This window comes from Arthrobacter sp. FB24 (assembly GCF_000196235.1).
Taxonomy (GTDB): Bacteria; Actinomycetota; Actinomycetes; order Actinomycetales; family Micrococcaceae; genus Arthrobacter.
Genome location: NC_008541.1, coordinates 3,926,983 through 3,950,238 on the forward strand (window position 1 = coordinate 3,926,983; position 23,256 = coordinate 3,950,238).

At 66.5% G+C, this 23,256-nt stretch carries 21 protein-coding genes and 1 pseudogene; 10 read left to right on the forward strand and 12 right to left on the reverse strand.

The features are described 5' to 3' along the window. Nucleotides 1–154: 154 nt before the first annotated feature. Nucleotides 155–649 carry a hypothetical protein gene (locus tag ARTH_RS17695; protein ID WP_011693314.1) on the forward strand — a complete coding sequence of 165 codons (495 nt, stop codon included), beginning with the start codon at nt 155–157 and terminating at the stop codon, nt 647–649. A gap of 70 nt (nt 650–719) precedes the next feature. Here the strand turns inward: ARTH_RS17695 and ARTH_RS17700 are convergent, their stop codons facing one another. The 3 genes and pseudogenes from ARTH_RS17700 to ARTH_RS17710 all read right to left on the reverse strand — a co-directional run bounded on the left by ARTH_RS17700 (nt 720) and on the right by ARTH_RS17710 (nt 4,151). Further along, nucleotides 720–1,376: a response regulator transcription factor gene (locus tag ARTH_RS17700; protein WP_011693315.1), complete on the reverse strand. Its 657-nt coding sequence runs from the start codon at nt 1,374–1,376 to the stop codon at nt 720–722. Continuing rightward, nucleotides 1,373–3,214, reverse strand: coding sequence for a sensor histidine kinase (locus ARTH_RS17705; protein ID WP_156810702.1), 1,842 nt, complete (start codon nt 3,212–3,214; stop codon nt 1,373–1,375). The genes ARTH_RS17700 and ARTH_RS17705 overlap by 4 nt, the downstream gene beginning before the upstream one ends. A gap of 104 nt (nt 3,215–3,318) precedes the next feature. Beyond that, nucleotides 3,319–4,151: pseudogene (locus ARTH_RS17710) on the reverse strand (response regulator transcription factor). 315 nt (nt 4,152–4,466) lie between these two features. Between ARTH_RS17710 and ARTH_RS17715 the strand changes: the two are divergent. After that, entirely contained in the window at nt 4,467–4,940 is a 474-nt protein-coding gene (locus ARTH_RS17715; RefSeq protein ID WP_011693319.1) for a sensor histidine kinase, read from the forward strand. Between the two features lie 91 nt (nt 4,941–5,031). Further along, nucleotides 5,032–6,390 carry an LssY C-terminal domain-containing protein gene (locus tag ARTH_RS17720; RefSeq protein WP_011693320.1) on the forward strand — a complete coding sequence of 453 codons (1,359 nt, stop codon included), beginning with the start codon at nt 5,032–5,034 and terminating at the stop codon, nt 6,388–6,390. A 40-nt stretch (nt 6,391–6,430) separates the two neighbouring features. On the opposite strand, the gene ARTH_RS17725 is transcribed toward ARTH_RS17720, so the two are convergent. From ARTH_RS17725 to ARTH_RS17735, 3 genes are all read right to left on the reverse strand, one after another. After that, nucleotides 6,431–7,363 (reverse strand): threonine/serine dehydratase, encoded by a 933-nt coding sequence (locus tag ARTH_RS17725; RefSeq protein WP_011693321.1) that lies wholly within the window; start codon nt 7,361–7,363, stop codon nt 6,431–6,433. A gap of 1 nt (nt 7,364) precedes the next feature. Beyond that, entirely contained in the window at nt 7,365–8,162 is a 798-nt protein-coding gene (locus tag ARTH_RS17730) for an IclR family transcriptional regulator domain-containing protein (protein WP_011693322.1), read from the reverse strand. Between the two features lie 124 nt (nt 8,163–8,286). Continuing rightward, entirely contained in the window at nt 8,287–9,123 is an 837-nt protein-coding gene (locus ARTH_RS17735) for a shikimate dehydrogenase family protein (protein WP_011693323.1), read from the reverse strand. A 153-nt stretch (nt 9,124–9,276) separates the two neighbouring features. On the opposite strand from ARTH_RS17735, the gene ARTH_RS17740 reads away from it, so the two are divergent. Beyond that, nucleotides 9,277–10,605, forward strand: a complete 1,329-nt coding sequence (locus tag ARTH_RS17740) for an MFS transporter (protein ID WP_011693324.1) — start codon at nt 9,277–9,279, stop codon at nt 10,603–10,605. Between the two features lie 138 nt (nt 10,606–10,743). Beyond that, on the forward strand, nt 10,744–11,190 hold the full coding sequence (locus ARTH_RS17745; RefSeq protein ID WP_011693325.1) for an SRPBCC family protein: 447 nt from the start codon (nt 10,744–10,746) through the stop codon (nt 11,188–11,190). Here the strand turns inward: ARTH_RS17745 and ARTH_RS17750 are convergent. Together ARTH_RS17750 and ARTH_RS17755 are read right to left on the reverse strand one after the other, a co-directional pair. Beyond that, nucleotides 11,187–11,660: a hypothetical protein gene (locus ARTH_RS17750; protein ID WP_011693326.1), complete on the reverse strand. Its 474-nt coding sequence runs from the start codon at nt 11,658–11,660 to the stop codon at nt 11,187–11,189. The genes ARTH_RS17745 and ARTH_RS17750 overlap by 4 nt on opposite strands. A gap of 9 nt (nt 11,661–11,669) precedes the next feature. Further along, nucleotides 11,670–13,595, reverse strand: a complete 1,926-nt coding sequence (locus ARTH_RS17755) for a primary-amine oxidase (protein WP_011693327.1) — start codon at nt 13,593–13,595, stop codon at nt 11,670–11,672. A 125-nt stretch (nt 13,596–13,720) separates the two neighbouring features. Here ARTH_RS17755 and ARTH_RS17760 point away from each other — a divergent pair, with 125 nt between their 5' ends. Further along, entirely contained in the window at nt 13,721–14,317 is a 597-nt protein-coding gene (locus tag ARTH_RS17760; protein WP_011693328.1) for a TetR/AcrR family transcriptional regulator, read from the forward strand. Between the two features lie 128 nt (nt 14,318–14,445). Continuing rightward, nucleotides 14,446–15,405: a helix-turn-helix domain-containing protein gene (locus ARTH_RS17765; protein ID WP_011693329.1), complete on the forward strand. Its 960-nt coding sequence runs from the start codon at nt 14,446–14,448 to the stop codon at nt 15,403–15,405. Between the two features lie 8 nt (nt 15,406–15,413). Here ARTH_RS17765 and gdhA read toward each other — a convergent pair whose 3' ends face one another. After that, nucleotides 15,414–16,751: an NADP-specific glutamate dehydrogenase gene (gdhA, locus tag ARTH_RS17770; RefSeq protein ID WP_011693330.1), complete on the reverse strand. Its 1,338-nt coding sequence runs from the start codon at nt 16,749–16,751 to the stop codon at nt 15,414–15,416. 205 nt (nt 16,752–16,956) lie between these two features. Here gdhA and ARTH_RS17775 point away from each other — a divergent pair, with 205 nt between their 5' ends. Beyond that, nucleotides 16,957–17,652, forward strand: coding sequence for an AmiS/UreI family transporter (locus ARTH_RS17775; RefSeq protein ID WP_011693331.1), 696 nt, complete (start codon nt 16,957–16,959; stop codon nt 17,650–17,652). On the opposite strand, the gene ARTH_RS17780 is transcribed toward ARTH_RS17775, so the two are convergent. The 3 genes from ARTH_RS17780 to ARTH_RS17790 form a co-directional block, all read right to left on the reverse strand. Further along, nucleotides 17,629–19,104: an APC family permease gene (locus ARTH_RS17780; RefSeq protein ID WP_011693332.1), complete on the reverse strand. Its 1,476-nt coding sequence runs from the start codon at nt 19,102–19,104 to the stop codon at nt 17,629–17,631. The genes ARTH_RS17775 and ARTH_RS17780 overlap by 24 nt on opposite strands. 155 nt (nt 19,105–19,259) lie before the next feature. Then, entirely contained in the window at nt 19,260–20,567 is a 1,308-nt protein-coding gene (locus ARTH_RS17785; protein ID WP_011693333.1) for a flavin monoamine oxidase family protein, read from the reverse strand. A gap of 8 nt (nt 20,568–20,575) precedes the next feature. Further along, on the reverse strand, nt 20,576–20,920 hold the full coding sequence (locus tag ARTH_RS17790; RefSeq protein ID WP_011693334.1) for a cupin domain-containing protein: 345 nt from the start codon (nt 20,918–20,920) through the stop codon (nt 20,576–20,578). A 173-nt stretch (nt 20,921–21,093) separates the two neighbouring features. Here ARTH_RS17790 and ARTH_RS17795 point away from each other — a divergent pair, with 173 nt between their 5' ends. Both ARTH_RS17795 and ARTH_RS17800 read left to right on the forward strand, forming a co-directional pair. Next, nucleotides 21,094–21,687 carry a TetR/AcrR family transcriptional regulator gene (locus ARTH_RS17795; RefSeq protein WP_011693335.1) on the forward strand — a complete coding sequence of 198 codons (594 nt, stop codon included), beginning with the start codon at nt 21,094–21,096 and terminating at the stop codon, nt 21,685–21,687. 157 nt (nt 21,688–21,844) lie between these two features. Further along, entirely contained in the window at nt 21,845–23,254 is a 1,410-nt protein-coding gene (locus ARTH_RS17800; RefSeq protein WP_011693336.1) for an aldehyde dehydrogenase family protein, read from the forward strand. Nucleotides 23,255–23,256: the final 2 nt, after the last annotated feature.

Consider the following 23,256-nt stretch of genomic DNA (forward strand, 5'->3'; position numbering starts at 1 on the left):
CAAACAGTGCGGGCCAAACAGTGCCGGACAAACAGTGCCGGACAAACAGTGCTAGCACGGAAGTCAGCGACAGCACCCCCGCCGCACCATGGAAACACGGCATCAGGAAAGGATTCCTGGCCGAAACCACAATCACCGCAACAGGAGCAAACAAATGTCCATGACCGCCGGAACAACGAAGTCCCGTCCCTCCCGCGCCAAGATCGCACTCGTTTCAGCAATGACGCTGGGACTTGCTGCGGGCGGCGTCGCCCTGGCCGCGCCTGCCCAGGCCGCCACCACCAACTACGCCTGCACCGTCACCCCGCTGAAGCCCGTCTTTGCCGGTTTCAACTCCTCGGGCACCAAGCTGGTGGATTACCAGATCCAGGTGCGCTGCTACAACAACCGTTCCGTCTACATCGAGCAGCAGCGTTGGGAAAGTGACGACTGGCCCAACGGCGACGACCACCTCGGCAACTCCAGCTTCAGCCGCAGCCTCGGCTACTACAGCGGCACTGTCACCATCCACAACGTCCGGACCCTGACCAATACGGAGATCGGCAATGAGGAGGTGTACCAGAAGGTCCGCCACCAGGAAGGAGCCGGCGGGGTCTGGTCGCCGTTCACGGGCTGGAAGAGCAGCGGCACCACGTCCATGTCCAACTAGCGCGATGTCCAACTAGCGTCCCTCTGACCGGAACCCGGCGGCCGTCCCACAAGGGCGGCCGCCGGGTTTGCTAGTGCTGGCGCAGGTAGGTGAGCACGGCGAGGACCCGGCGGTGGTCCTCGGGTTCAGGTCGCAGACCAAGCTTCAGGAAGATGCTCCGGATGTGCGCCTCCACCGTCCGCTCCCCCAGGAACAGGGTCTTCCCGATCGCCTGGTTGGTGCGCCCCTGGGCCATCAGTTCCAGGACGTCCCGTTCCCGGCTGCTGAGCTCATCTTCCCGCTGGTGGCCGTTATGCGGCCGCGCCACCATCCGTGCCACCAGTTCAGGGTCGACGGCGGTCCCGCCGGCTGCCACCCGGTGCAGCGCGTCGATGAACTCGTCGATGTCCGAGACCCGCTCCTTCAGGAGGTAGCCCAGGCCTTTCGCTCCGTTCCCCAGGAGCTGCATGGCGTTTTCCGTCTCCACATACTGGGACAGCAGGAGGACGCCCGTTCCGGGTTGGTCTTGCCTGATCGCCGTCGCGGCCTGGATCCCTTCGGTAGTGAAGGTGGGCGGCATGCGGATGTCGACGACGGCAACATCGGGCTGAAGGGCGGCAACACACGCCAGCAGTTCCTGGCCATCCGCAGCCTCGCAGACCACCTCCAGCCCTTCGGAGGCGAGCAGCGCGGCCAGGCCCCGGCGCAGCAGCGCCGAATCGTCCGCGATGGCGACGCGCAATGTCATGGCATGTCCTCCGTGGGGTCGGCCGCGAACGGCAGGGTTGCCGCCACGGTTGTTCCGCCGCCTTCCGGACTGGTGACCGTCAGGGAGCCGCCCAGGGCTGCCGCCCGGTCGGCCAGCCCCAGCAGCCCGCCGTCGGCCCCGGGGCTTGCCCCGCCGATCCCGTTGTCCGTGACGTGGAGCCTGAGTCCGGCGTCCGCGCCCGTGACGCTGATCTGCAGGTTCGAGGCACGGGCGTGTTTGGCCGCATTGGTCACGGCCTCGGCGCAAATGAAATACGCCGCGAGTTCCACCTGCGGCGGCGGCCTCTGCGGCAGGTCAACGTCCAGTTCGATGGGGAGCGCCGAGCGCTCGGCGAGCGCCGTCAGGGAGCCTGCCAGCCCCCTTTCCCGCAACGACGGCGGGTAAACGCCCCGGGCCAGCTCACGAAGTTCCGCCAGTGCGACGGCGAGCTCGTCGCTGGCCTGGTCCACCAGCTCCTTCATCTCCGCCGGGGTCGCGGCCCGCCGCGCCCTTGCCAGGTCCATGGACACCGCAACGAGCCGCTGCTGGGCGCCGTCGTGAAGGTCCCGCTCGAGCTCACGACGCCGGGCGTCCCCGGCCGTGACAATCCGTTCCCGGGAGCGCCGGACCTCGATCAGCTGGTCCCGCAGCTGCTGTTCCATGTTCTGGTTGTCCAGGGCCAGGGACGTGGCGCTCCGCACGGCGGCCATTAGCTGGGGCTGGTCCCGGAGGGCCTCGTCGAAAACCAGCGCCCCCACAGGAGTGCCGTTGCGCTCCAGCACCATGGCCGCCCGCCCGGATCCGTCCTCCGGGACCGCGCGGGGCACGCCGTCGTCGTCCACGAAGCCGGACAGCGCGGGCGACCACCGCCACAGACTGAGGGTGGGGTCCCGGACCGACCTGCGCAGGGCCCGGATGAGCCGGTCGCTGACCGGCGCCATCCCGATCTCCACCATCAGCTCGCTCAGGGCACCGCGGGCGAACCTGTAGCGCCACAGCCCCAGCAAGACGGCGAGCGGGACGATCGCCGTCGCCGGGTACTGCCAGAACAGAGCCTCGTTGGAGAGTGATCCGGTCAGCTGCACCACGGCGAGCGAGACCCAGACGGTGGACGCGGTCTTGATGATCACCGCCAGCCACAGCGGCAGGAATGCTGCCCGGTACGCGGGCGAGCCGGACCGCCAGCGGGAGACCAGCACGGCCACAATGGCCATGCCGATGCCCACCTGGACAATGCGGGCAGCGTCCCCGATGGCGCTGGTCAGCTGCGGGCTGTCCCACAGCAGAAGCAGGTTGCGGGAGGTGGACTCCCCCGCCGCGATGTGCAGCCGCGGGTCGAAAAAGGCCCAGCTCGCCACTGCGATGACTGCCCAGGCAGCAAAGAAGAAAACGACGGCAGCCCGTTCCGCCCGCGAGCGCAGGACTCCCGAGGGGAAGCTCAGGGCCAGCTGCAGCAGCGGCGGCTGGTACATGAGCGTCAGCGCCACACCGGCTGTGAACAGCACCGGATCACTGGACCGCCGCACTCCGGCGGCCAGCCACAGCAGTCCGGCGAGCACCAGCAGAAGGCCGGGATTCCGGTTGGGCCGGGTCTGCCACGCCGTCATGCCGGCCAGGACAAAGGCCAGTCCCACTGCCACGAACAGGGAGAGTTCAAACACGGAGAAAGGTGCCCTGTCCGGGTTCTCGCCCCAGCGGATGACTCCTTGGGCATTCAGGACGCCCAAGGTCCGGGCGGGATCCTGCAACGCAGCCGGTGCCCAGTCGATCGAAATCAGCACCAGGGCCAGGACGCCCACGGTGGCAGCCACTACGAGAACCAGTTGCTTGGGAGTCACGGTGCTTCCCTCCGCCAAGCTTAAGAATCCCATGCCACGGGGCCCCCGGCCATAGTTCGGGGCCATGTTCGGGGCCATGGCTCGGACGTGCAGCCGGGGGCAGGTCAGCCGGCATCTAGTTGCGGCGCGAGCCGGTAGCCGATTCCCCTGACGGTCTCAACCCATCGCGGCGCGCGCGAATCGTCCCCCAGCCTTTTCCGCAGATTCCCCATGTGGACTTCGACGGCGCGCTCTTCGGCGGTGCTGACATAGGAACCGGTGTCGTAGGGTTCGTTCCTCAGGCGGCGGACCAGGTCGGCCTTGGTCTGCACCAGGCGTCCGTTTTCCAGGAGGACCAGGAGGAGATCGAACTGCGTCCGGGTCAACTCAACCCTCGTTCCCTCAAACTCGGCGGTCCTGGTTCCCTCGCTCAGCGTGAGCCCGTTGTGCTCGAACTCCGCGAGATCTGAACCGGAACGGTCTCGCTCACGGGGTCCGACCTGCAGCATGCCGGCCGGACGCGTTGGCACGGCCGGCCCGGCAGGGGCTCCGCGCAGGTCACCGGCAGGCACGGCCGCCTCGACGGCCTGCCTGGGCCGGCGGAGCATCGCGGCGATCCTCGCGCGGAGCTCGCGGGGGCGGAAGGGCTTGGTCAGAAAATCGTCCGCCCTGCTTCGAATCCCATGATGGCGTCGGCTTCGTCCACCCGGCCGGTCACGATGACGAGGTAGGCGTCGCTGAACGTGCGGATGCGGCGGGAGGCCTCAAGGCCGTCAAAGTCCGGAAGCCCCAGGTCCATGGTGACCACCACGGGGTTGTACCGGCGGACCGCCTCTACCCCTTCGAGCCCGGAAGACGTCGCGTAAACGGAGAACCCTGATTGCAGCAGCACTTCCCTGAGGGAATGCCTGACGTCGTCGTCGTCCTCTACAACAACGGCAATACCGCGTTCTTCCATCTATGCCCCCATAGTCTCCGGTCACACCCTTAAACATTCGTCTGCGAAAACACCTTGGATGGGTATTTCCATTATCTGGATTTAAGGGGGTTCGTTGATGAGCCTACACACGGAGCGAGATGCGGCATCGCCGGGTCATCAAATCTTGTGCATCTCTTGAGACGACCACGGGAATCCTCCTGAACTTGAGCAAAAATTGCGTCAAAGTCGCGTCATTCGTGATTCCGCCGGTCCACCCTTGAGTCATACATCCAGGCGGGAACCCAGCACCCGTGAGAAGGAAGCATCACAGGCTGCAAGGAAGCAGGACTGGCCATGAAAAAGGCTCCAGCTGTCAATGAAGTCGCCGCGATCCACGGCGTCATTACCGATCAGGCACCGGTGGATTTTCATGCCCTCGGGCTCGCCGGCTGCATAGACCGGCTCGCCGCCCCGCTCCGGGAGCAGGGGACCACGGTCCGGTGGGAGACGCCGCACCACGGTATCGAGATCCCGGCCGGCAGTGCCGGGCTGCTTTACCACGCCGCGCAGGAGGCGCTGAGCAACGCTTTCAAATTCGCCGCCGCCACCGAACTCACGGTCCGGCTCGCTGCGGTGCACCACGGCATCCGGCTGACCGTGGCTGACAACGGCACCGGTTTCGACCGCGCTGACCGCTGCGGCAGCCGGCCGCAGGGGTTCGGACTGCTCCTGATGTCCATCGCGGTCCACGAAGCCGGCGGCACCGCGACCGTCGACACCGCGCCCGGCCAGGGCACACGCATCACGGTCACCCTTCCACTGGACTGACCGCCACGCTTCACGGGGGGAAACACCATGCACCTCAGTCCGGGCCGCTGTGCCCACAGGACCAGCCACCTGCTCCAGTATTATTCTGCCCATGACCAGGCCTGCGGTGAAGGTGCCTGTCGCGGGCGTTTCCCGCACAGCGCTCGATACCGCATGGGACCGGATCTTCTTCCTGGTCGGTGGTGTCGCCGCCGTCTGGTTGACCTATCTCCTCCTTGAGCTGAGCTTCCAGTGGGGCTGGGGCCAGCTTTGGTTCATGTTCATCTTTTGGGCCATGCTCGCCTACCTCGTGCTGCCCAGGCTCCACTCGATCCTGACCCGCCTCTATGTGCCCGATTACTTCATCGGGCGCGCCCGCACCAGCGACGGCCTCCTCGGCGATCCGGTGAACGTTGCCCTGCTTGGCTCCGAAGCCCAGCTCCACCACGTGATGCGCCGGGCGGGCTGGACCATCGCGGACGACGTGACCCTCGCCAGCAGCTGGAGGATCGTCACCTCCACCGTGCTGCGCCGCAGCTACCTTGAGGCTCCGGTCAGCCCGCTCTTCCTGTTCGGCCGGCAGCAGGACTTCGCCTACCAGCAGGAGGTGGACGGAAACCCCGGCAAGCGCCACCACGTCCGTTTCTGGCGATGCCCGCCCGGCTGGCTGCTCCCCGGCGGCGTGGCCGCGGACTGGTTGGCTGCCGGTACCTATGACCGCAGCGTCGGCTTCTCGCTGTTCACCCTCCAGATCACGCACAAGATCGACGAACACACGGACGACGAGCGGGACCATATCGTCGCGTCCATTTCCGACGCCGACCCGGCAGCCGTCGTCCGGGTCATCCGGGACTTCTCCACCGGCTACCACAGCCGCAACGGCGGGGGTGATGAGATTGCCACCGACGGAGACCTCCCCATTGTTGACCTGCGCGCAACGCCGGTGCCCGGACTTGCCGCGCCGCGGCTCCCGAGCGACAGCCGGAACAGACGGCCCGCCCCCACCATCATCGGGGCGGTCCTCGTCGCCGGCCGTGCAGTGGCCGCGGCAGCCCTGGCCGTGTCCATCATTCTTTTCCCGGCCGCGCACCTGGAGCCGCTCCTTCAACCTGGCAGCGGAACCAGGGCGGGCCTGACCACGGGCCAGGCGCTGCTGGCGCTTTACCTTGGCGTGGCCGTGGTGGCCCTTTTTGCCTTCGCTGAAATGCTTCTCGCCTGGTTCGTTTTCCTGGGCCGGAACTGGGCGCGAACGCTCACGATGGCGGTGAGTACGGCGGCGATCGGCTTGCAGGTCATTGACGTGGCCAACGGCGGCCCGGGGATCACCCTGCAGACCAACCTGCCAGGCCTCACCCTGGATATCCTGCTGATCCTGGCCCTGTCCAGCGAGCGGTCCCGCATCTACGCCCGGCGCGACCGCAAGGAGCCAAAACGGATCGCAGCACGTCCGGGCGGCCGCGCGGCGATCTAATCGACGGGCGAACTGACCGACGCGGCGAAGTGACCGACGGTCAGAGCGTGGACGGGTCCGTGTTCGCTCCGCAGAGGATCACGGCTACGCGCTCGCTCTGCGTCGGGACGTAGGCCCCCGAGGCCAGGGCGGCAAAAGCGGCCGCCGCGCCATGCTCCACCACCATCCGGTAGTCGGCCCACAGCCGCGAGCGCGCGGCGACGATCTCGTCGTCGGACACCAGCACGCCCACCACGCCCGTCCGTACCGCGACATCGAAACCGATCTGTCCGATCCGGCGCGCCCCCAGCGAGTCGGCGGCGATCCCGGAGACGGCCACGTCCACCGGCGTGCCTGCCTTCAGCGCGGCGTGCAGGGTGGGGGCCGTTGCCGGCTCCACGGCCACCACCTTGGCAAAGCCTTCGACGGCGGCCGCTATCCCGGCCATCAGGCCCCCGCCGCCCACTGCCACCAGCACGGTATCCACGCCGCCCAGTTGTTCCAGGAGTTCCGAGCCGACAGTGCCGGCACCGGCGGCAATCTCGGGCTGGTCGTAGGCGTGGCAGTACACGGCCCCGGTTTCGGCCGCATACGCGATCGCGGCGTCGTAGGCGACGGCGTATTCGGCACCGCGCTGGACGACGGACGCCCCGGATTCCCGGAGTTTCTTCACCTTCATGGCCGGGGCGGTCTCGGGGACAAAGACCGTGGCAGGCACGCCTGCCTGTGCTGCGGCATAGGCGTTGGCGAGGCCGGCATTCCCTCCGGAGGCGACGACGATTCCGATGTCCTCTTTGAGCTCGCCCCTCTCGCGGCAGGCCAGCACGCGGTTGAACGCACCCCGGGCCTTGAACGTACCCGTGTGCTGCATGAACTCGCATTTGAGCCAGACAGTCCCGGGGAAGCTCTCCCGGTCCGCTTCGATCACCGGAGTGCGGCGGATCAGCCCGGCGATCCTGTCTGCGGCTTCATCGACGTCGTGGCGTGTGATCATGTTATCCCCGGGTTGCAGTAGTGAGTGGTGCGGCGGCCCGGCCGCCGTAGTCGTGGCCGATCTGCCGTGCGGCGTCCTGCAGCAGCGGAACCACCGTTTTTTCGATGGCTTCCGCCGGGGCCCGGTGGGTCTGGAGGGACACGTTGACCGCGGCGACCACCTCGTGGCCGCGCCAGACCGGAACGGCCACACCGCGGAGGCCCTCCTCCAGTTCCTGCGAGACCATGGACCATCCCTTCGTCCTGGCCTGGTCCACCTCGGCCTGGAGCTGCTCCAGGCTCCCGATTGAGCGTTCGGTAAACCGCTGCAGCTGGACGGACTCGAAGTACGTCTCCAGCTCGGCGGTGGACAGCGCACCCAGCAGGACCCGGCCCATCGAGGTTGCCCAGGCGGGGAACCGGGTGCCCACACTGATGGAGACACTCAGGAGCCGGGGCGACGGAACGCAGGCGACATAGACGACGTCGGTGCCGTCGAGAATGCACAAGGAGGTCGTTTCGTTGAGTTCCGCGGCCAGCGACTTGAGGTGCCGCTCGGCGATTCTCGGAAGTGCCAGGTTCGCCAGGAAGGACTGTCCGATGTCCAGCGAACGGGGCGTCAGTTCGAAGTACGGACCGTCGGCACGAAGGTATCCGAGGTCGGTCAGCGTCAGCAGGAACCTCCGGGCGGAGGCCCGGGTCATGTCCGATTTTGCGGCGACCTGGGACACAGTCAGGCGGGGCTCGTCGGGGGCGAAGGAGCGCAGCACGTCAAACGCTTTTTCCACAGACTTCACGAAGTAATCGGGTTGCTCCGCCATGGAATCGCTTGCCCTCCCTGAAGCTCAATGTCGGCCTCCGCGGACGCGGGTCCGCAGGCTTATTCCGATCATATCCGGATAAAGCGCGGCGGGTCCGCGGGGTCAGACCGGTTTCGGCCCGTGGTCAGTTCCCTGTCCTGATGTCCGCGAGTGTCCGGCCCAGGAGGGCACCGGTCTCCGGTGCCAGTCCAAGGATGGGGATCATAGCCACCGCCTGCGCCCGAAGGTGGTCCCAGCCGTCGGCACAAGGCAGGCCCTGCGCCCTCGCGGCTGCGATGGTGGCAGTCGTGTGGCCTGCATAGACGAAGTCATAGACAAAGGTGTCCGGCGAGAGCCCTGCAGGACCCCAGGCAGGTTCGTCGGCACTGCTCTTGCCGAGGGGCGTCGCATTGACGATCAGCGAGGCGTCCGCCGCATGATCCCGCGCCTCGGCCCACGTCACTGCAGCGGCTTCCATGCCCAGGCTGGTGGCGAGATCCAGCAACTGCCGCGACGCACGCGGATCCTTGTCTGTCACAGTGACCCGGTCCGCCAGTTCCGCCAGCGCGACCAGTGCTGCACGCGCGGCGCCGCCCGCCCCGAGCATCAGGGCATGCCGCTGGTGCCCGCCGCCCAGCAGCTCGGCGACGGCAGTGATGTCAGTGTTGTGTGCACTCAGCCGCCGCCCGTGCCGGACCAGCAGGTTGGAAGCTCCGCTGATCCGGACCTGTTCGGTAACAGTGTCAGCCGTCCCCGCGGCCCACTGCTTGTGGGGCATTGTCACGTTTGCGGCCACGACGTCGGCGCCCAGCATCGCGGCGCGGACGCCGGACATGTCCTGCCCGGCGGGGACATCCCAGGCCTCGTAGGTCCAGCTGCTTCCCAGCTGTTCCAGGACAGGACCCCAGAGCCCGGGTGACATGGCGGCCGAGGCTTGCGAGCCGATGAGGAACAGCCGGGAGGCCGGTGTGCGGTTTTCCATGGTGGCACCTTTCGCTTGGGAGACTCAGCCGGGGGTGTTGTGAGGCACCTCACTCTGCGCTACTCTTTCAATAATCGCATACCGCACAGCTGTTCGGAATGCGCACAAATTTAGCAAACAACGACCGTCTTTCAGCGCGGAAGGGCAAGCACCATGACAAATACAGCTACAGGCGCCAGCATCGGAGCCGAACAGCGCCAGCTCAAGCGGGCCAAGAAAGCAGCCCTCGCCGCGTTCCTTGGCGGCGCGCTGGAGTATTACGACTTCTTCATTTACGCGACCGCCGCGTCGCTGGTCTTTTCCAAGATCTTCTTTCCGGCAGGAGACCCCACCGTTGCCCTGATCGCTTCTTTCGCCACCTTCGGCGTGGCGTATGTGGCACGCCCCTTCGGCGCGGTGGTCTTCGGCCACCTGGGTGACAAGATCGGCCGCAAGAACACCCTGGTGCTGACGCTGGTGCTGATGGGTTCGGCCACGTTCCTCATCGGCATGCTGCCCGACTTCAACACCGCCGGCTACTGGGCCCCTGCCCTGCTGGTGCTCCTGCGACTCATGCAGGGCCTCTCCGCAGGAGCCGAAACGGCCGGCGCCTCCGCCCTGTCCACCGAGGAGGCCCCGGAAGGGCGCCGCGGCTTCTTCGCAAGTTTTGCGATGAGCGGCATCTCCGCCGGCATCGTCCTGGCCTCGCTGGCATTCCTGCCCGTGGCTGCCATGAGTGAAGCCGACCGCCTCGCCTGGGGCTGGCGCATCCCGTTCTGGCTCTCGTTGATCGTGCTGATCGTCGCGTACCTGGTCCGCCGCTCGCTCGAGGAACCCGAAGTGTTCGAGGAGAAACATGATCACGGCGAGCTGGTGAAGCTCCCCTTCGCCAAGATGTTCAAAACGCACCCGGCCCAGTTCTTCCAGGTGGCCCTGATGTCCTTCGAGACCGTCACCAACACCTTCATGCAGTCCTTTGGCCTGGCCTATGCGGTGTCTGTCGGGGTTCCCGCTTCCACCATGCTCTGGGTCAGCATCACCGGCAACGTCCTGGCCATCGCAACCCAGCCGCTGATGGCCTGGTTCTCTGACAAGTACGGCCGCCGCCCGGTGTTCATCACCGGCGTCCTCGGATCAGGAGCCATGATCTTCGTCTACTTCTCCGTGATTTCCACCGGCAACGTCCCCATGATCTTCCTGACAAGCACGCTGATCACGGCCGGCACCTACGCCATGTCCAACGCCATCTACCCGGCCTGGTTCTCGGAGCTATTCAACGTGAAAGTCCGCTACTCGGGCATGGCCATCGGCCTGCAGGTCGGCATTCTGTGCGCCGGCTTCACCCCGCTGCTCGGCACCGCACTCGTCGGCGCGGACAAGGCAAACTGGGGCCCCGCCGCCTGGATCGTGGCCGCGTCCTCGCTCCTGGCCGTCGCCGGTGCGATCTGGGCCCGCGAGACCAGCAAGACCCCGCTGCGCGAACTGGGCAACTCGGTCCACTGACGGACAGTCGGTCCGGCCTGCCGGGACCCGGGTCCCGGCAGGCCCGCGCACAGTTGCCCGCCGCAACAATGGGACCTTGTTGGCTGGAGGCCGGGGGAAACAACACAGCGGTTGCCATTTGCCACCAGAGGAGTTCCGATGGGCCACATCAAGCTGAACACAACGATTGACGCACCCGTGGAGCGGGTCACGGAGATCGCCACGGATCCGCGGCACTGGGCCTCCTGGTGGGTGAATCTCGGAGAAGCCAAGAAAGTAACGGGCGACGGCGGTGCCGGCACCGTGGTGGAGCACAGTTACCTGATGGCCGGCGTTCCGTTTCCGGTGACCACGCACGTTGTGGAGAACCAGCCGACGCCCGCCGGAGGGAAACACCTACGGATTGAATTCGACGGTCCGCTCAAGGGCTGGCAGAACTGGGATTACGAACCAGCTGGGACCGGGACGCTCGTCTCTATGGAGATCGAATACAACGTGCCGGGCAGTGCGATCGGCAAGTTCGTGGACCATGTCATGATTGAACACCTCCAGGAACGCGCACGGCAGCAGACGCTGGAAAACCTCAAGCTCATTGCGGAGCGCTAAGGGCCGACCATCAAGGCCGTACGCCGCAGCCTGGCCACCAGCGTCGCGGCGAGTAACGCCGTCGTGATTTCCATGGCGATGATGGGGAGCATGCCCCCGGCAGCGGAAACCGCGGCGTCCGCTGCCGGCAGCCCGGAGACCCCGTGGCTGTGGCCGGCCGGACCGGCAGCCGGCACGTCGCCCAGCAACAGGAAAGCGTGCACGGCGGCCATCGCCAGCGCGCACGCCATCACCTGCCGCAGCGAACCAGGCCTGCCGTCGCGCCAGATGTGGACCGCGCACGGCAGGCATACCCCCACCATGGCCAGCATCAGCAGGTTCAGCCACATCCCGTGGTGGTTTCCCGCGACGAGCCACAGGTGCACCAGGGAGGACGCAACAGTGGCCGCGGCAACGGCGCGCATGTGCAGCACGGGCCGGGGGTGGCGGACGGAGCCGGCGGCGCGGCTCCATCCACGCAGTGCTGTCATGGCGTCGTCCTAGCCGTGGCAGTGTGCGCCGGCGGCGGGCGTGCTGTTCGGGTTGGCTGGCACATCCAGCACGGGGCTGCGGTCGAAGAAACCCTCAGGCCGCAGCTTGAAGCCGACCGTGTCCACGGGCATGATGGGCCAGTCCTCGATCCGGGGGAAGTGGGTCAGGCCGAAGGTGTGCCAGACCACGATGTCCTGGCCGTCGATCTCGCGGTCCTGGGCGATGTAGGCCGGCAGCCCCGCTCCCCCGGAGTGCTGGTTCACGAAGTCGCCGGTGGGGTACCGCTCGTCCTCTGCGAACCGGGTCACCCACAGGTCCTTGGTGGCGAACGCCGCCCGGCGGGCAATGGAGGAATCCGGATCCGCCAGGAGCGTGGGCTGGCCCTGGGCATGCAGCTTGTAGCCCACCGGTTCGCCCAGCCGGTTGCGCGACTCCGGGTTGGAGATGATCCAGGTCCGGCCGCTGCGTGCATCGGCTTCCCGGACGGCCTCGGATTCCCGGGTCAGGACAGTCCTCTTCCGGGAAAACGCGTTGCCGCGCTCGTTGCCTTCGCCCATGGGCGGCCGGACCACGTCCTCCTCCTCCACCCGGTTGGTGAAGCCGTCAATCGCCATGTCCAGGCGGGCGCTGAAGAGGTGCTGGTGGAACGGTGCGCCGAGCCCCGGTGCGAGCTGGGAAATGTTGGCCGAGCCGCCTTCGGGGAAGGCGCTGGTGAAGACGACGCCGGTGGCCTTGGCCTCGAATTCGATGGTGCCGTCGAGGTAGAGGTACCAGTAGAAGCCGTAGTCGTAGTTGCCTATGGTGGTGAAGAAGGAGATGACCAGGCGGCGGTTGCGGCGGGTGTAGTTGATGCCCGTCCAGAGGTCGCTGTGCTTTGCCAGGATGCCCCAGTCCTCCTCGTGCATGCAGATGCCGTTGCGGATTTCGCGTGGGTTGCCGAACGCATCGCTGATCACAGGGCTGAGGTACGTGATCTCGCCGAGGCAGTCGCAGCCCAGTTCGAGCGAGTTGGCGTACTGGCCCACCAGGTATTCGCCGGTGTCGAAGTAGTTCTGCCAGGACCGGATGGGCGACGGGTCGCCGTAGGGAACCACCATCTCGGCAATGGAGGCGCGGTTGATGATGGGGCGCTTCCGGTCGCCGTCCTGGAAAGCCAGGTTGTGCAGCACCACGCCCTCGCGGACATCGAAGCCGACGTCAACGCTCCACTTTTCCCACTCAACGTGGTTGCCGCCCGTGACCGTAAAGCTGGGCCCTTCGGGCTGCGTGATGTGGAGCGGCTTCTGGGTGGTGCGGACCGGACCGGTGAGCTCGGGGTCGGTGTAGTTACCGTGTTCGGCCGGGATGGGCACGGCTCCCAGGTCCAGGACCTGCGTGACTTCCCTGCTGACGACGTCGATGTAGGCCACCAGGCCGTCAACGGGATGCGCCCAGGCGCTGTCCTCGGGAAAGTCCTGCACAAAGGCCAGCCCGCGGAGGATGCGCCGGCCCTTTTCCTCCGGGTACTCGAAGACACCGGCGGACAGCGGAGCAACGCGGACCTTGCGGACGTCGAGTCCGCGGTCGGCCAGGGCCTTCAGCCACCGCCCGTCGGAGGCCAGGAGCTCCTCGACCACCTCGAACTCCTCTTCCAGCACCGGAAGTTCGCCGGCGACGGCGGTGTCCAGTTCGACGGCGGAGGTCACCTCGCCGCGCGTCACGGAGACCGTCACGTCGAGGGGGCGGCCGCCGGAAACATCGTGGACGAACACGCGGAAGCGACGGTCCTCGGAATCCTTGGCACTGCCCCGGGCGCGGTCCAGCAGGCCGAGGTAGGCGATCCGCTTCGCCGGGTCCAGCAGTCCCCCGGCGCGGAGAATGCCCTGGACTTCGGTGATTTCAGCGCCGGTTGCCAGGCGGTACGGGGTGACTGTGTCAGTTGATGCAAGTGTCATGCGCTCGACCTTCGTCCGGGACCGTGTTGGGGTCGGAATTTTTATTTTCTATAGTTGTAGAGAATAACCGTCCGTAAGATGGCTCACAATAGCCAGCCGCAAAATATTTCCGGGGGAGCACCACCGTGCCAAAGATTGTTGACCATGATGAACGGCGCCTGGAACTCGTGGATGCGACTTGGCGGATCATCGCGCGGCTGGGCATCGAAGGTGCCACCATGCGGGAGATCGCCCTCGAGGCCGGCTTCGCCAACGGCGCCTTGAAGCCTTACTTCCCCACCAAGGACACGCTGCTGACATTTGCCTTCGGTCACGTCTTCAACAGGACCAATGAGCGCATCCGGGAGGTGACGGCGGGCAAGGCCGGAATTCCGGCGCTCAGGGCTTTTTGCGTTGAGGTGCTGCCGTTGGACTCCGAGCGCGTCAATGAAGCGCGGATCGTGGTCCCGTTCTGGCAGAAGGCCATCAACGATCCGGAAAAGGCTGCCATCCACCGCGAGTCCATGGACCAATGGCATGCCGCGATCGTGGCGCACCTGGCCCAGGCCAGGACGCGGGGTGACGTGCATGCCGCCGTCGACGACTCAGCGGTTGCCGGTCACCTGCTGAACATGCTGCTGGGTGCGCAAATAGCTGCCGCACTCGCCCCGGACGGCCAGGCGGATCCGGGCCTGAACGACCAGCTGGAAGCATTCCTGACCCTGCTTCAGGCCGCGCCCTGATCTTTTTTCGACGTCCGTCGAAAAAAGATGACAATGCCAGCCATCGGCGCTAACCTGAAATGACTGTGTCGCAGGACACAGTATTGGGGAACCACTATTCAGATGGCTATCCGGCGTCAGGAACATCCATGTCTGCAATTACAGCCCGCCCCGCTGGCCAGGACCTCACGTCCAGCGTGGCCACCTCATTCGACCACTGGCGGCACCTCGTGGCGCAGTCCTTTGTGCCGCTGGCCGCCGAGACGGATCATCCCGACACTTTCCGCGGCCGGATGCGCTCCAGGGTCCTGGACCGGCTGTGCATCGTGGAGGTCTCCGCCTCGGGCCACAGCGTCCACCGCACGCCGGCCCTGGTGGCCCGGCCTGGCCAGCGCTATTTCAAGCTCAACCTCCAGCTGGAGGGCACCGGGCTGCTCATCCAGGACAACCGTGAGGCAGTGCTGCGCCCAGGCGACCTCGCCATTTACGACACCAACCGCCCGTACACCCTGGCGTTCGAAGAGCAGGCCCGGGTCATGGTGGTTATGTTTCCGCACGACTCCCTGTCCCTGCCCCCGGATTACGTGGGCCAGCTTTCGGCGGTCCGGCTGGCCGGCGGGCACGGGCTGACCGGCATCGTGGGCCCGTTCATTGCCCAACTGGCAGAGAACCTCGAGGCCCTCAGCGGCCCCAGCGGTTCGCGGCTGGCAGCCAACGCCCTGGACCTGGTATCAACCATGCTTCATTCTGAACTGGACATGGCCCGGGACAGCATGAAGCCCCAGGTACTGCTGGCCACGTCCGTCCGCGAATACATCGAGGCCAACCTCGCCGATCCGCAGCTTTCGCCGGCCAGCATTGCGGCGGCGCACTTCATTTCCACCCGCCACCTGCACAACATCTTCCACGAGACGGGCACCACTGTTGCCAGCTGGATCCGGAGCCAGCGCCTGGAACGCATCCGCCGCGACCTGAGGGATCCGCTACTCAACGGCACGTCCGTGGGGGCAGTCGCCGCACGGTGGGGGTTCCTGGACGCAGCGCATTTCAGCCGCACCTTCCGGGATGCCTACGGCGAATCCCCCAGCGACTGGCGCCGCGGCGCCTGAATCGGCTGCTAGATCAGGCCCTGCGCAAGCATGGCGTCGGCCACCTTGACGAAGCCGCCGATATTGGCGCCCAGCACATAGTTGCCGGGTTCCCCGTACTCGTCGGCTGTGGAGGCGCAGCGGTGGTGGATCCCCACCATGATGTCCGTGAGCCGCTGTTCCGTGTGCTCGAACGACCAGGAGTCGCGGCTCGCATTCTGCTGCATCTCCAGCGCGGACGTCGCCACGCCGCCCGCGTTGGCGGCCTTGCCCGGGCCGAACAGCACGCCGGCCTCCTGGAACACCGCTACGGCCTCGCGGGTGGACGGCATGTTGGCGCCTTCGCCGATGGCGAGCAGTCCGTTGCGGACCAGCCTCGCGGCAGCATCGCCGTCGAGCTCGTTTTGCGTCGCGCACGGCAGCGCCACCGTCGCGTCGACGTCCCACACCGAACCGGCCTCCACATAGGAGACGCCGGAACGGCGCAGCGCATAGTCCTTCAGGCGTCCGCGCTCCACTTCCTTGATCTCGCGGAGAAGCCCGACGTCGATGCCCGCCTCGTCCACGATGTAGCCGGAGGAGTCGGAGCAGGCCACCACCGTGGCACCGAGCGACTGGGCCTTGGCGACCGCGTTGATGGCCACGTTCCCGGAACCGGAAACCACCACGCGCTGCCCGTCGAAGGACTTTCCGCGGGTCTTCAGCATTTCCTGGGTGAAGATCACCGTGCCGAAGCCGGTGGCCTCGGGCCGGACCAGCGACCCGCCCCAGGAGATGCCCTTGCCGGTCAGGACGCCGGATTCGTAGCGGTTGGTGATGCGTTTGTACTGGCCGAAAAGGTAGCCGATTTCGCGCCCGCCGACGCCGATGTCGCCGGCCGGCACATCGGTGTATTCGCCGATGTGGCGGTACAGCTCGGTCATGAAGGACTGGCAGAACCGCATGACTTCGGCATCGCTGCGGCCGCGGGGGTCGAAGTCCGAGCCGCCCTTGCCGCCACCGATGGGCATGCCGGTGAGGGCGTTCTTGAAGATCTGCTCGAAGCCGAGGAATTTCACGATGCCCAGGTAGACGGACGGGTGGAATCGCAGGCCGCCCTTGTAGGGGCCGAGCGCCGAGTTGAACTCCACCCGGAAGCCGCGGTTGATCTGCACGCGGCCCTGGTCATCGGTCCACGGCACCCGGAAAATGATCTGGCGTTCGGGTTCGCAGAGCCGCTCCAGGATGGCCGCTTCGAGGAATTCGGGGTGACGGTCGTGGACAGGGCCCAGGCTTTCAAACACCTCGACCACTGCCTGGTGGAACTCCGCTTCTCCGGGGTTCCTGGCCAGGACGGTGTCCCTGATGGCCTCGAGCCGTGCATCCATGATGATTCCTTAAGTCGAACCGGGGCCCGGGACGTCTCCGGCGACGCCGCACCGGCAGCCTTTTATTGAAACTTCAACATACCCAATTGTGACTGCGAGGGCCACCCACGGCCAGTCGCCGTTCCACTAACCTCCGTATTGTGACATCTAATATCCATAAAACGAAAGTTACGGCCTCGGTTCCAGCTCCGGCGGGGGACTCCTGATGGCCCACATTTGCCTGCTTCTCTCCGGGCCCGCGCTCCTGATCAACGGGCTCGCAGCGCTGAAGCTGCTCCCCCGCAGGGACTCCGCGGTGATCAGCCTGGTCATCGGCAGCATCCAGCTGGTCCTCGGCATCACGTACTTAGGCGGCGCCTATACGGGCACCGGCGACGGCGGCCCGCATTTGCTGCTCGGGGCGTCCGGGATGTTCCTGTTTGGACTGACCTACATGTACGTCGGCCTGGATTTCCTGCTGGGGCTCGGGTCCAGGGGGCTCGGCTGGTTCTGCGGGGTGGTGGGGCTGTGCGGCCTCCTGCTTGCCGCCGCCTGGTCCGGGGAGGATCCGCTGCTGGCCGTTCTCTGGCTCTGCTGGACCTACCTGTGGCTGCTGTTCTACCTGCAGCTTGCGCTGGGCATGGAGCGCCTCACGCCACTCATCGGATGGTCGCTCGTCCTCACCAGCCAGGCATCGGCAACGATTCCGGCGTTCATGGGTATGACAGGCCGCTGGCCCGATGGTCCGGAAGCGGCGACGACGGCGGCGGGCGGCGCAGCAGCTCTGGCGGTGCTTCTGCTGCTGGCCGGCTGCCTCGCGTGGCGCGGGCGCCACACCGCCGCCCGCGCCGCCGTCGCCGGCTCTTTCGGCGTCCCTGTTGTTACCCAGGAAAGCCGGCTACCGGACCAGCTCAAGCTCTGAGGCCCGGATCTGCCGCTCCACCCGGATCTCCACCAGCACGCCGGCCAGGAACAGGGCGGGAACAGCCGCCAGCAGGCCCGCGGCCGTTTCGGTGCTGCCACCGATAAGGGACGTGAAGTTGCTGACCACCAGATACAGCACCCACGCCAGCAGCGCGGAAGCGAGCACCGGGGCGATGAACGTCTGCCAATGCTGGCCGGCTACCTTTTCCCGGCGGAAATAGGCGACGACGGCGAGGGAGGACAGCATGTACAGCACCAGCAGTGCCGCGACGGCGAGGCCGCTGAACCAGGAGAACAGGGTCAGCACCGGGTCCAGCCCCAGCAAGGCGAACGGCGCCACCAGCAGGGCGGCCACTACGGTCTGGATCCAGGCCGCGGCGGCCGGCGCGCGGTGCCTGTTGGTCCGGGCCACCACTGCCGGCATGGAACCGCGCAGGGCCAGCGAGTGGAGATATCGGTTGATGCCGTTGTGGAAGGCAATGATGCCTGCCAGCAGCGAGGTCACCAGCAGCACTCCGGCGGTGATGCCGGCCCAGGGGCCGAACATTTCAACGATGGGGCCGATTACGAACGATGTGGCATCGCCGGATTCCAGGGCGGCGCCCGCGGCATCCGCCACGTGTGAGGGCCCGTAGAAGCTGACCAGCATCCAGGTGATGAAGGAGAAGAAGACGGCGATGATGCCCACGGACAGGTAGGTGGCCCGTGCAACGGTCCGGTGCGGGTCTTTGGCCTCGGCGGAGTAGATGGCGGTGGATTCGAAGCCGAACATGGAGGCCACTGCGAACATGATGGCGACGCCGGGAGCTCCGCTGGCAATGGCTTCCGGCGCGAACGAGGCGGCGAGGTCCAGCCCTTCGGGGCCGCCGCCTTTGAACAGCACGGCGAATCCGAACATCAGGAGGATTGCCACTTCCAGGCCCACCAGTACGGCGAGGACGCGGGCTCCGAGTTCAATGTTCATGGAACCCAGGACCTGGACGCCGGCCATGGTGGCCACCGCGAGCAGCCACCAGGGAACAGTTACGCCCGCGGTTGCCAGCAGCCCGGAGAATGCCGCTCCGTACAGCCCGTACATCGCCGCCTGCACCGTGCTGTAGGCCAGGAGGGCAAGCCACGCCGCGCCGGCACCGATCTTGCGGCCGAACGCTGCGGTGACATAAGCGTAGAAGGCGCCGTTGGTCTGCACCTTCCGGCTCATGGCCACGAAGCCCACCGCGAAGATGACAATGACGATGCCGACCACGAGGTAGGCGCCCGGGGCGCCGGCACCGTTGCCGAGCGCGGCAGCGAGCGGCGCTGCTCCCACGATGCCGGTCAGCGGGGCCTGTGCGGAAAGGACAAAGAACAGGATGCCCAGGACTCCGATGCTTCCTGCGCGCAGGGCGGTGGAGTGTTCCTGGCGGGAACCGGGTTCTGCGGTCCGCGATTCAGGGTTCGAAATACTCATTGGATCCTTCTTAACGGTAATGAGTGCTGGGTGAAAGAGCTAGGGGAGGGGGCCTGGGCCCGGGCAAAGGTGCACCGTGAAATCCAGCATGGCACTTGCCGCCGGGCCCGGCTTGTCGTGCAGCGATCAGTTGTTGTTCCTGAGCGCAGCGTGGTTCAGGGCCGCCCGCCTGCCAGCAGGGACGCTGCGTCAAGGGCGGCCCCCATGCCGCTCTCAATGGCGCCGTCGATGAATCCGCACCAGCCGTTGGCAATATCGGAACCAGCAAAGAGAACCAGGCCGTGCGAGGCCTGCATGGCGGGTAGGTGCGTCGACAGAAAGCCGGTGCGGTGCATGGGCCAGGTTTCACCGGACAACGGATCGTCCACCCAGTTGTGGCTGGCCACCGCGACCACTTCGGCTCCCGGCACCAGGCGCGCGAGCTGTGCTTGGACGGCGACCGGATCCTCCACCTCGATCTTTGCGGCGTCAGGACCGAACCCGACGGCGATCGTGTCGCCGTCGAGCGCGTATTCCACCTGGAAGAAATTCAGTGGCCAATCGGCACCTCCCAGGGCCACGAACGGTGCATGTTCGCCGCGAAGCCGGAACCAGACCTTGGCCCCCTTGGAGACCTGCCCAAGGCTGGCGGCTTCGGCCTTGGCCGCCGGCAGGGGCGGCTCGAAGTCAACTGCATTCAGGGCATGAAGCGGAACGGTGACAATCGCAGTCCGGGCACGGACCGTCCGACCGTCCGCACTGCGGATTTCCACGACATCCGCGTCCTCAGCGACGGCTTCAACCTTAAAGCCGTATTGGATGCCGGCCCCCGAGTCCGCGAGCATCGAAGCTGCCAGTGCGGCTGTGCCACCAACGATCTTGTACGTGGCACACGCCTCGAAGTTCACCGCCCAGTCGCCGTTGGTTAGTGCCACCCAGCGAAAAGCCTGAGTCAACGCGGCGTTGTCCAGTGGACCATTGAAGTTGAGGGCCCAAAAGGATTCAAGAATGTCCCGCGGCGCGCCTGCGGGGAATTGTTCACGGATCCTCGCTTGGACTGACACGTGGTCGATCGACTTGAAATCGTCGCGGGCCATGGGCCTGAAGGGCTCCGGAAAATACTTGCGGGAGTCGCGGACGAACTCCTCGTTTGTCTGGCCGATGAGCCCCAGCAACTCATCCGGCCTGCCTTCGTGACGGCACCCGTCCGCCCACCAGAAGGCGCGTTCCGGTTCGGGACTTGGCGTGGTCTCCAGCCCGTAGCGTGTCAGTTCGGCCCAGACGTGCGGCTGCGTCCAGTGCACCCAGGTCCCGCCGATTTCAAGGTCCCGGCCCAAGCGGTGGTCCAGCCAGGTCCGGCCGCCTATCCGGTCCCTGGCCTCGACGATATGGACGGCCAGTCCCTGCCTGCTGAGCTCGCGGGCCGCGGTCAGACCGGCAAAGCCTGCGCCGACCACCACTGCGTCATACACTTCGTTTCCCATGGCGCGCCCTACGAGTACACAAAGAATTCGACGGTGGGCGCAAGGACAGCCCACCGGGTACGCGCACCCTTGTTGAAGGAGGCTGCACCTCCGGCAGTGAGATCGTAGGCGTCCCCGCCCTCCACTTCGATGCGCAGGTGCCCGTCGACGATCGAGATCGTCTCGTCCGCCTCCATCACCAGGTCGAAAGGCTCCGGCGCCTCGGCGGGCGTTACATGCCAGTAACCGCAGGCAAGGGAGGGACGGTCCCCCTCCCCGAAGCGGCGCACCCACTGAACCTGCCCGAGTTCGAAGGGTTCTATCTTCTCTGGATTAAGGGCGGACGAAGTGGTGAAAGCAATGGGCTCTGGCATGTTGACTCCAAGGGGAATGACGGCTCGGCCGGGCGCGGGTCGGGTTGGGTTGGGGTGGTGTTCCAGCAAGCCTGAATAGTGAGCCGCATCACCACCTGGGATCAATCTAAGCAGTTGCTTAGTTTAAGTCAATAGCGTTTTAACGGCTCTTCGTCGCTGGCTAGACTCGGATTATGAATTCCTCTCCTGCCGCCGCCCCGCCGTCAAAATACGGCACGGGCAAGGAGGCCTTGCTCCGCGCCGCCGTGACTGTGGTGGCAGCAAAGGGATTGCGCGGGCTGACGTACCGGTCGGTGGCAGAAGCTGCCGGCGTCAACAACACGCTGGTGGCCCACCATTTCGGTTCCCGGGACGCGCTCATCGCCGCGGCCCTGGACTGGGCCACCGAGCAGTCCATCAGCGCGTCCAAGTTGCGCGAGGCGGCCACGCTGGGCCACTCGTTCACGGAGACGTTGCTGGGGCTGCTGCTGGCCGACCCCGAACTACAGGTATTTCAGTACGAGATGATCCTGGAAGCGCGGCGGCGCCCCGAGCTTTCGGAAGCGGTCACCGCCCTCTACGAAAACTATGTCGGGGCCCTGGCCGCAGGGCTGAGTGCCTCCGGCGTGACCCACAACGTTCAGGTTGTGGCCCGCACCCTGTTTGCTGCCCTCGATGGCCTTGTCCTCCAGTATCTGGCAGGTGTCGATCGCTCAGCGATCGCGGCATCCCTCGAGGAAGTCCACGAGGTACTCCTGCTCAGGACGGGCTCCGGCACACAGCCCTGAGGCCAGCCCTGTCGTTCAGGCCCGCCGGACTGTTCGCCACAGGTCAAGTGCCGTACGCGGATACACAAGACCCGCGGCGCCGGCCGGAGCACGCTTAAGGCAGCGCTATTAGGCCGTACCGGCCGCGTTCTCTGACCTACTCGAAGTGGAGTACCCCATGGAAACCTACGACGCCCTTCTGGCCTCGATCACCGCGGACACCGGCGAAACCCGGACCATCCTGGACCCCGCCACCGGGGAACCTGTAGGCGAGGCGCCGGTCCACACCGTTGCGGACCTCGAGGCGGCCATCGCCGCCGCCGCAGCCGCCCAGCCCGCGTGGGCAGCACTGGGCCACGACGCCCGGTCCGCCGCGCTCCTCAAAGCAGCCGACGCCGTCGAACGTTCCGCCGAAGAACTCGCCCGGCTGCTCTCCCGCGAGCAGGGCAAACCGCTGAACGGCCCCAACGCCCGCTTCGAAGTCGGTGCCTGTGCCGCGTGGCTGCGCGTCGCTGCCGGCACGCCGCTGGAACCGGAAACCGTGGTGGACGACGGCGAAACCCGGGCCGAACTGCACTACCGCCCCATCGGTGTCGTGGGCGCGATCGGGCCGTGGAACTGGCCCATGATGATCACCGTCTGGCAGATCGCCCCCGCCCTGCGGATGGGCAACGCAGTGGTGGTCAAGCCCTCCGAATACACCCCGTTGTCCGTCCTGGCGCTGGCCAGGGTCCTCAACGAGGAACTCCCCGAGGGCCTCCTCACGGTGGTCTCCGGCGGCCGCGACGTCGGCGCCCGGCTCGCCGAACACCCCGCGATCGGCAAGGTCATGTTCACCGGCTCCACCGCCACCGGCAAGGCGATCATCAAATCCTCCGCGGACACCGTGAAGCGCCTCACCCTGGAACTCGGCGGCAATGACGCCGGCATCGTCCTTCCTGACGCCGATCCCAAGGCCATCGCTGAAGGCCTCTTCTGGGGCGCCTTCATCAACACCGGCCAGACCTGCGCGGCCCTCAAGCGCCTCTACGTCCACGATTCGCTGTATGAGGCCGTGTGCGAGGAGCTCACCACGGTGGCCGCCGCGATGCCCATGGGCAACGGCCTGGATGAGAACAACGTCCTGGGCCCGCTGCAGAACCGGCAGCAGTACGACATCGTGGCCCGCCTCGTCGAGGCCGCCCGCGACTCCGGGGCCCGCGTGCTGCTGGGCGGCAACCCGGACACGGACCAGCCCGGCCACTTCTACCCCGCCACCCTCGTGGCGGACATCGACAACGGCAACCCGCTGGTGGCGGAGGAGCAGTTCGGCCCGGCCCTGCCCATCATCCGCTACAGCACCGTGGATGAGGCAGTCACCATGGCGAACGCGCTCGACGTCGGGCTGGGCGCCTCCGTCTGGTCCTCCGATCCCGCCGCCGCGCGGGACGTTGCCGCCAGGCTCGAGGCAGGCACCGTCTGGATCAACAAGCACGGCGCCGTTGACCCCCGCGTCCCCTTCGGCGGCGCCAAGCAGTCCGGCTACGGCCTGGAATTCGGCGTCGAAGGCCTGAAAGCCCTCGGCGTCCCGCAGGTGATCAACGGCTAGCG

Coding starts and splice junctions, on each gene's coding strand:
- ARTH_RS17755 (WP_011693327.1), bottom strand. CDS start 13,595: ATGACACTTGCATCAACTGACACAGTCACCCCGTACCGCCTGGCAACC.
- ARTH_RS17730 (WP_011693322.1), bottom strand. CDS start 8,162: ATGGCGGAGCAACCCGATTACTTCGTGAAGTCTGTGGAAAAAGCGTTT.
- ARTH_RS17700 (WP_011693315.1), bottom strand. CDS start 1,376: ATGACATTGCGCGTCGCCATCGCGGACGATTCGGCGCTGCTGCGCCGG.
- ARTH_RS17785 (WP_011693333.1), bottom strand. CDS start 20,567: ATGGGAAACGAAGTGTATGACGCAGTGGTGGTCGGCGCAGGCTTTGCC.
- gdhA (WP_011693330.1), bottom strand. CDS start 16,751: ATGGATGCACGGCTCGAGGCCATCAGGGACACCGTCCTGGCCAGGAAC.
- ARTH_RS17695 (WP_011693314.1), top strand. CDS start 155: ATGTCCATGACCGCCGGAACAACGAAGTCCCGTCCCTCCCGCGCCAAG.
- ARTH_RS17775 (WP_011693331.1), top strand. CDS start 16,957: ATGGCCCACATTTGCCTGCTTCTCTCCGGGCCCGCGCTCCTGATCAAC.
- ARTH_RS17790 (WP_011693334.1), bottom strand. CDS start 20,920: ATGCCAGAGCCCATTGCTTTCACCACTTCGTCCGCCCTTAATCCAGAG.
- ARTH_RS17750 (WP_011693326.1), bottom strand. CDS start 11,660: ATGACAGCACTGCGTGGATGGAGCCGCGCCGCCGGCTCCGTCCGCCAC.
- ARTH_RS17740 (WP_011693324.1), top strand. CDS start 9,277: ATGACAAATACAGCTACAGGCGCCAGCATCGGAGCCGAACAGCGCCAG.
- ARTH_RS17795 (WP_011693335.1), top strand. CDS start 21,094: ATGAATTCCTCTCCTGCCGCCGCCCCGCCGTCAAAATACGGCACGGGC.
- ARTH_RS17765 (WP_011693329.1), top strand. CDS start 14,446: ATGTCTGCAATTACAGCCCGCCCCGCTGGCCAGGACCTCACGTCCAGC.
- ARTH_RS17800 (WP_011693336.1), top strand. CDS start 21,845: ATGGAAACCTACGACGCCCTTCTGGCCTCGATCACCGCGGACACCGGC.
- ARTH_RS17725 (WP_011693321.1), bottom strand. CDS start 7,363: ATGATCACACGCCACGACGTCGATGAAGCCGCAGACAGGATCGCCGGG.
- ARTH_RS17780 (WP_011693332.1), bottom strand. CDS start 19,104: ATGAGTATTTCGAACCCTGAATCGCGGACCGCAGAACCCGGTTCCCGC.
- ARTH_RS17720 (WP_011693320.1), top strand. CDS start 5,032: ATGACCAGGCCTGCGGTGAAGGTGCCTGTCGCGGGCGTTTCCCGCACA.
- ARTH_RS17745 (WP_011693325.1), top strand. CDS start 10,744: ATGGGCCACATCAAGCTGAACACAACGATTGACGCACCCGTGGAGCGG.
- ARTH_RS17735 (WP_011693323.1), bottom strand. CDS start 9,123: ATGGAAAACCGCACACCGGCCTCCCGGCTGTTCCTCATCGGCTCGCAA.
- ARTH_RS17715 (WP_011693319.1), top strand. CDS start 4,467: ATGAAAAAGGCTCCAGCTGTCAATGAAGTCGCCGCGATCCACGGCGTC.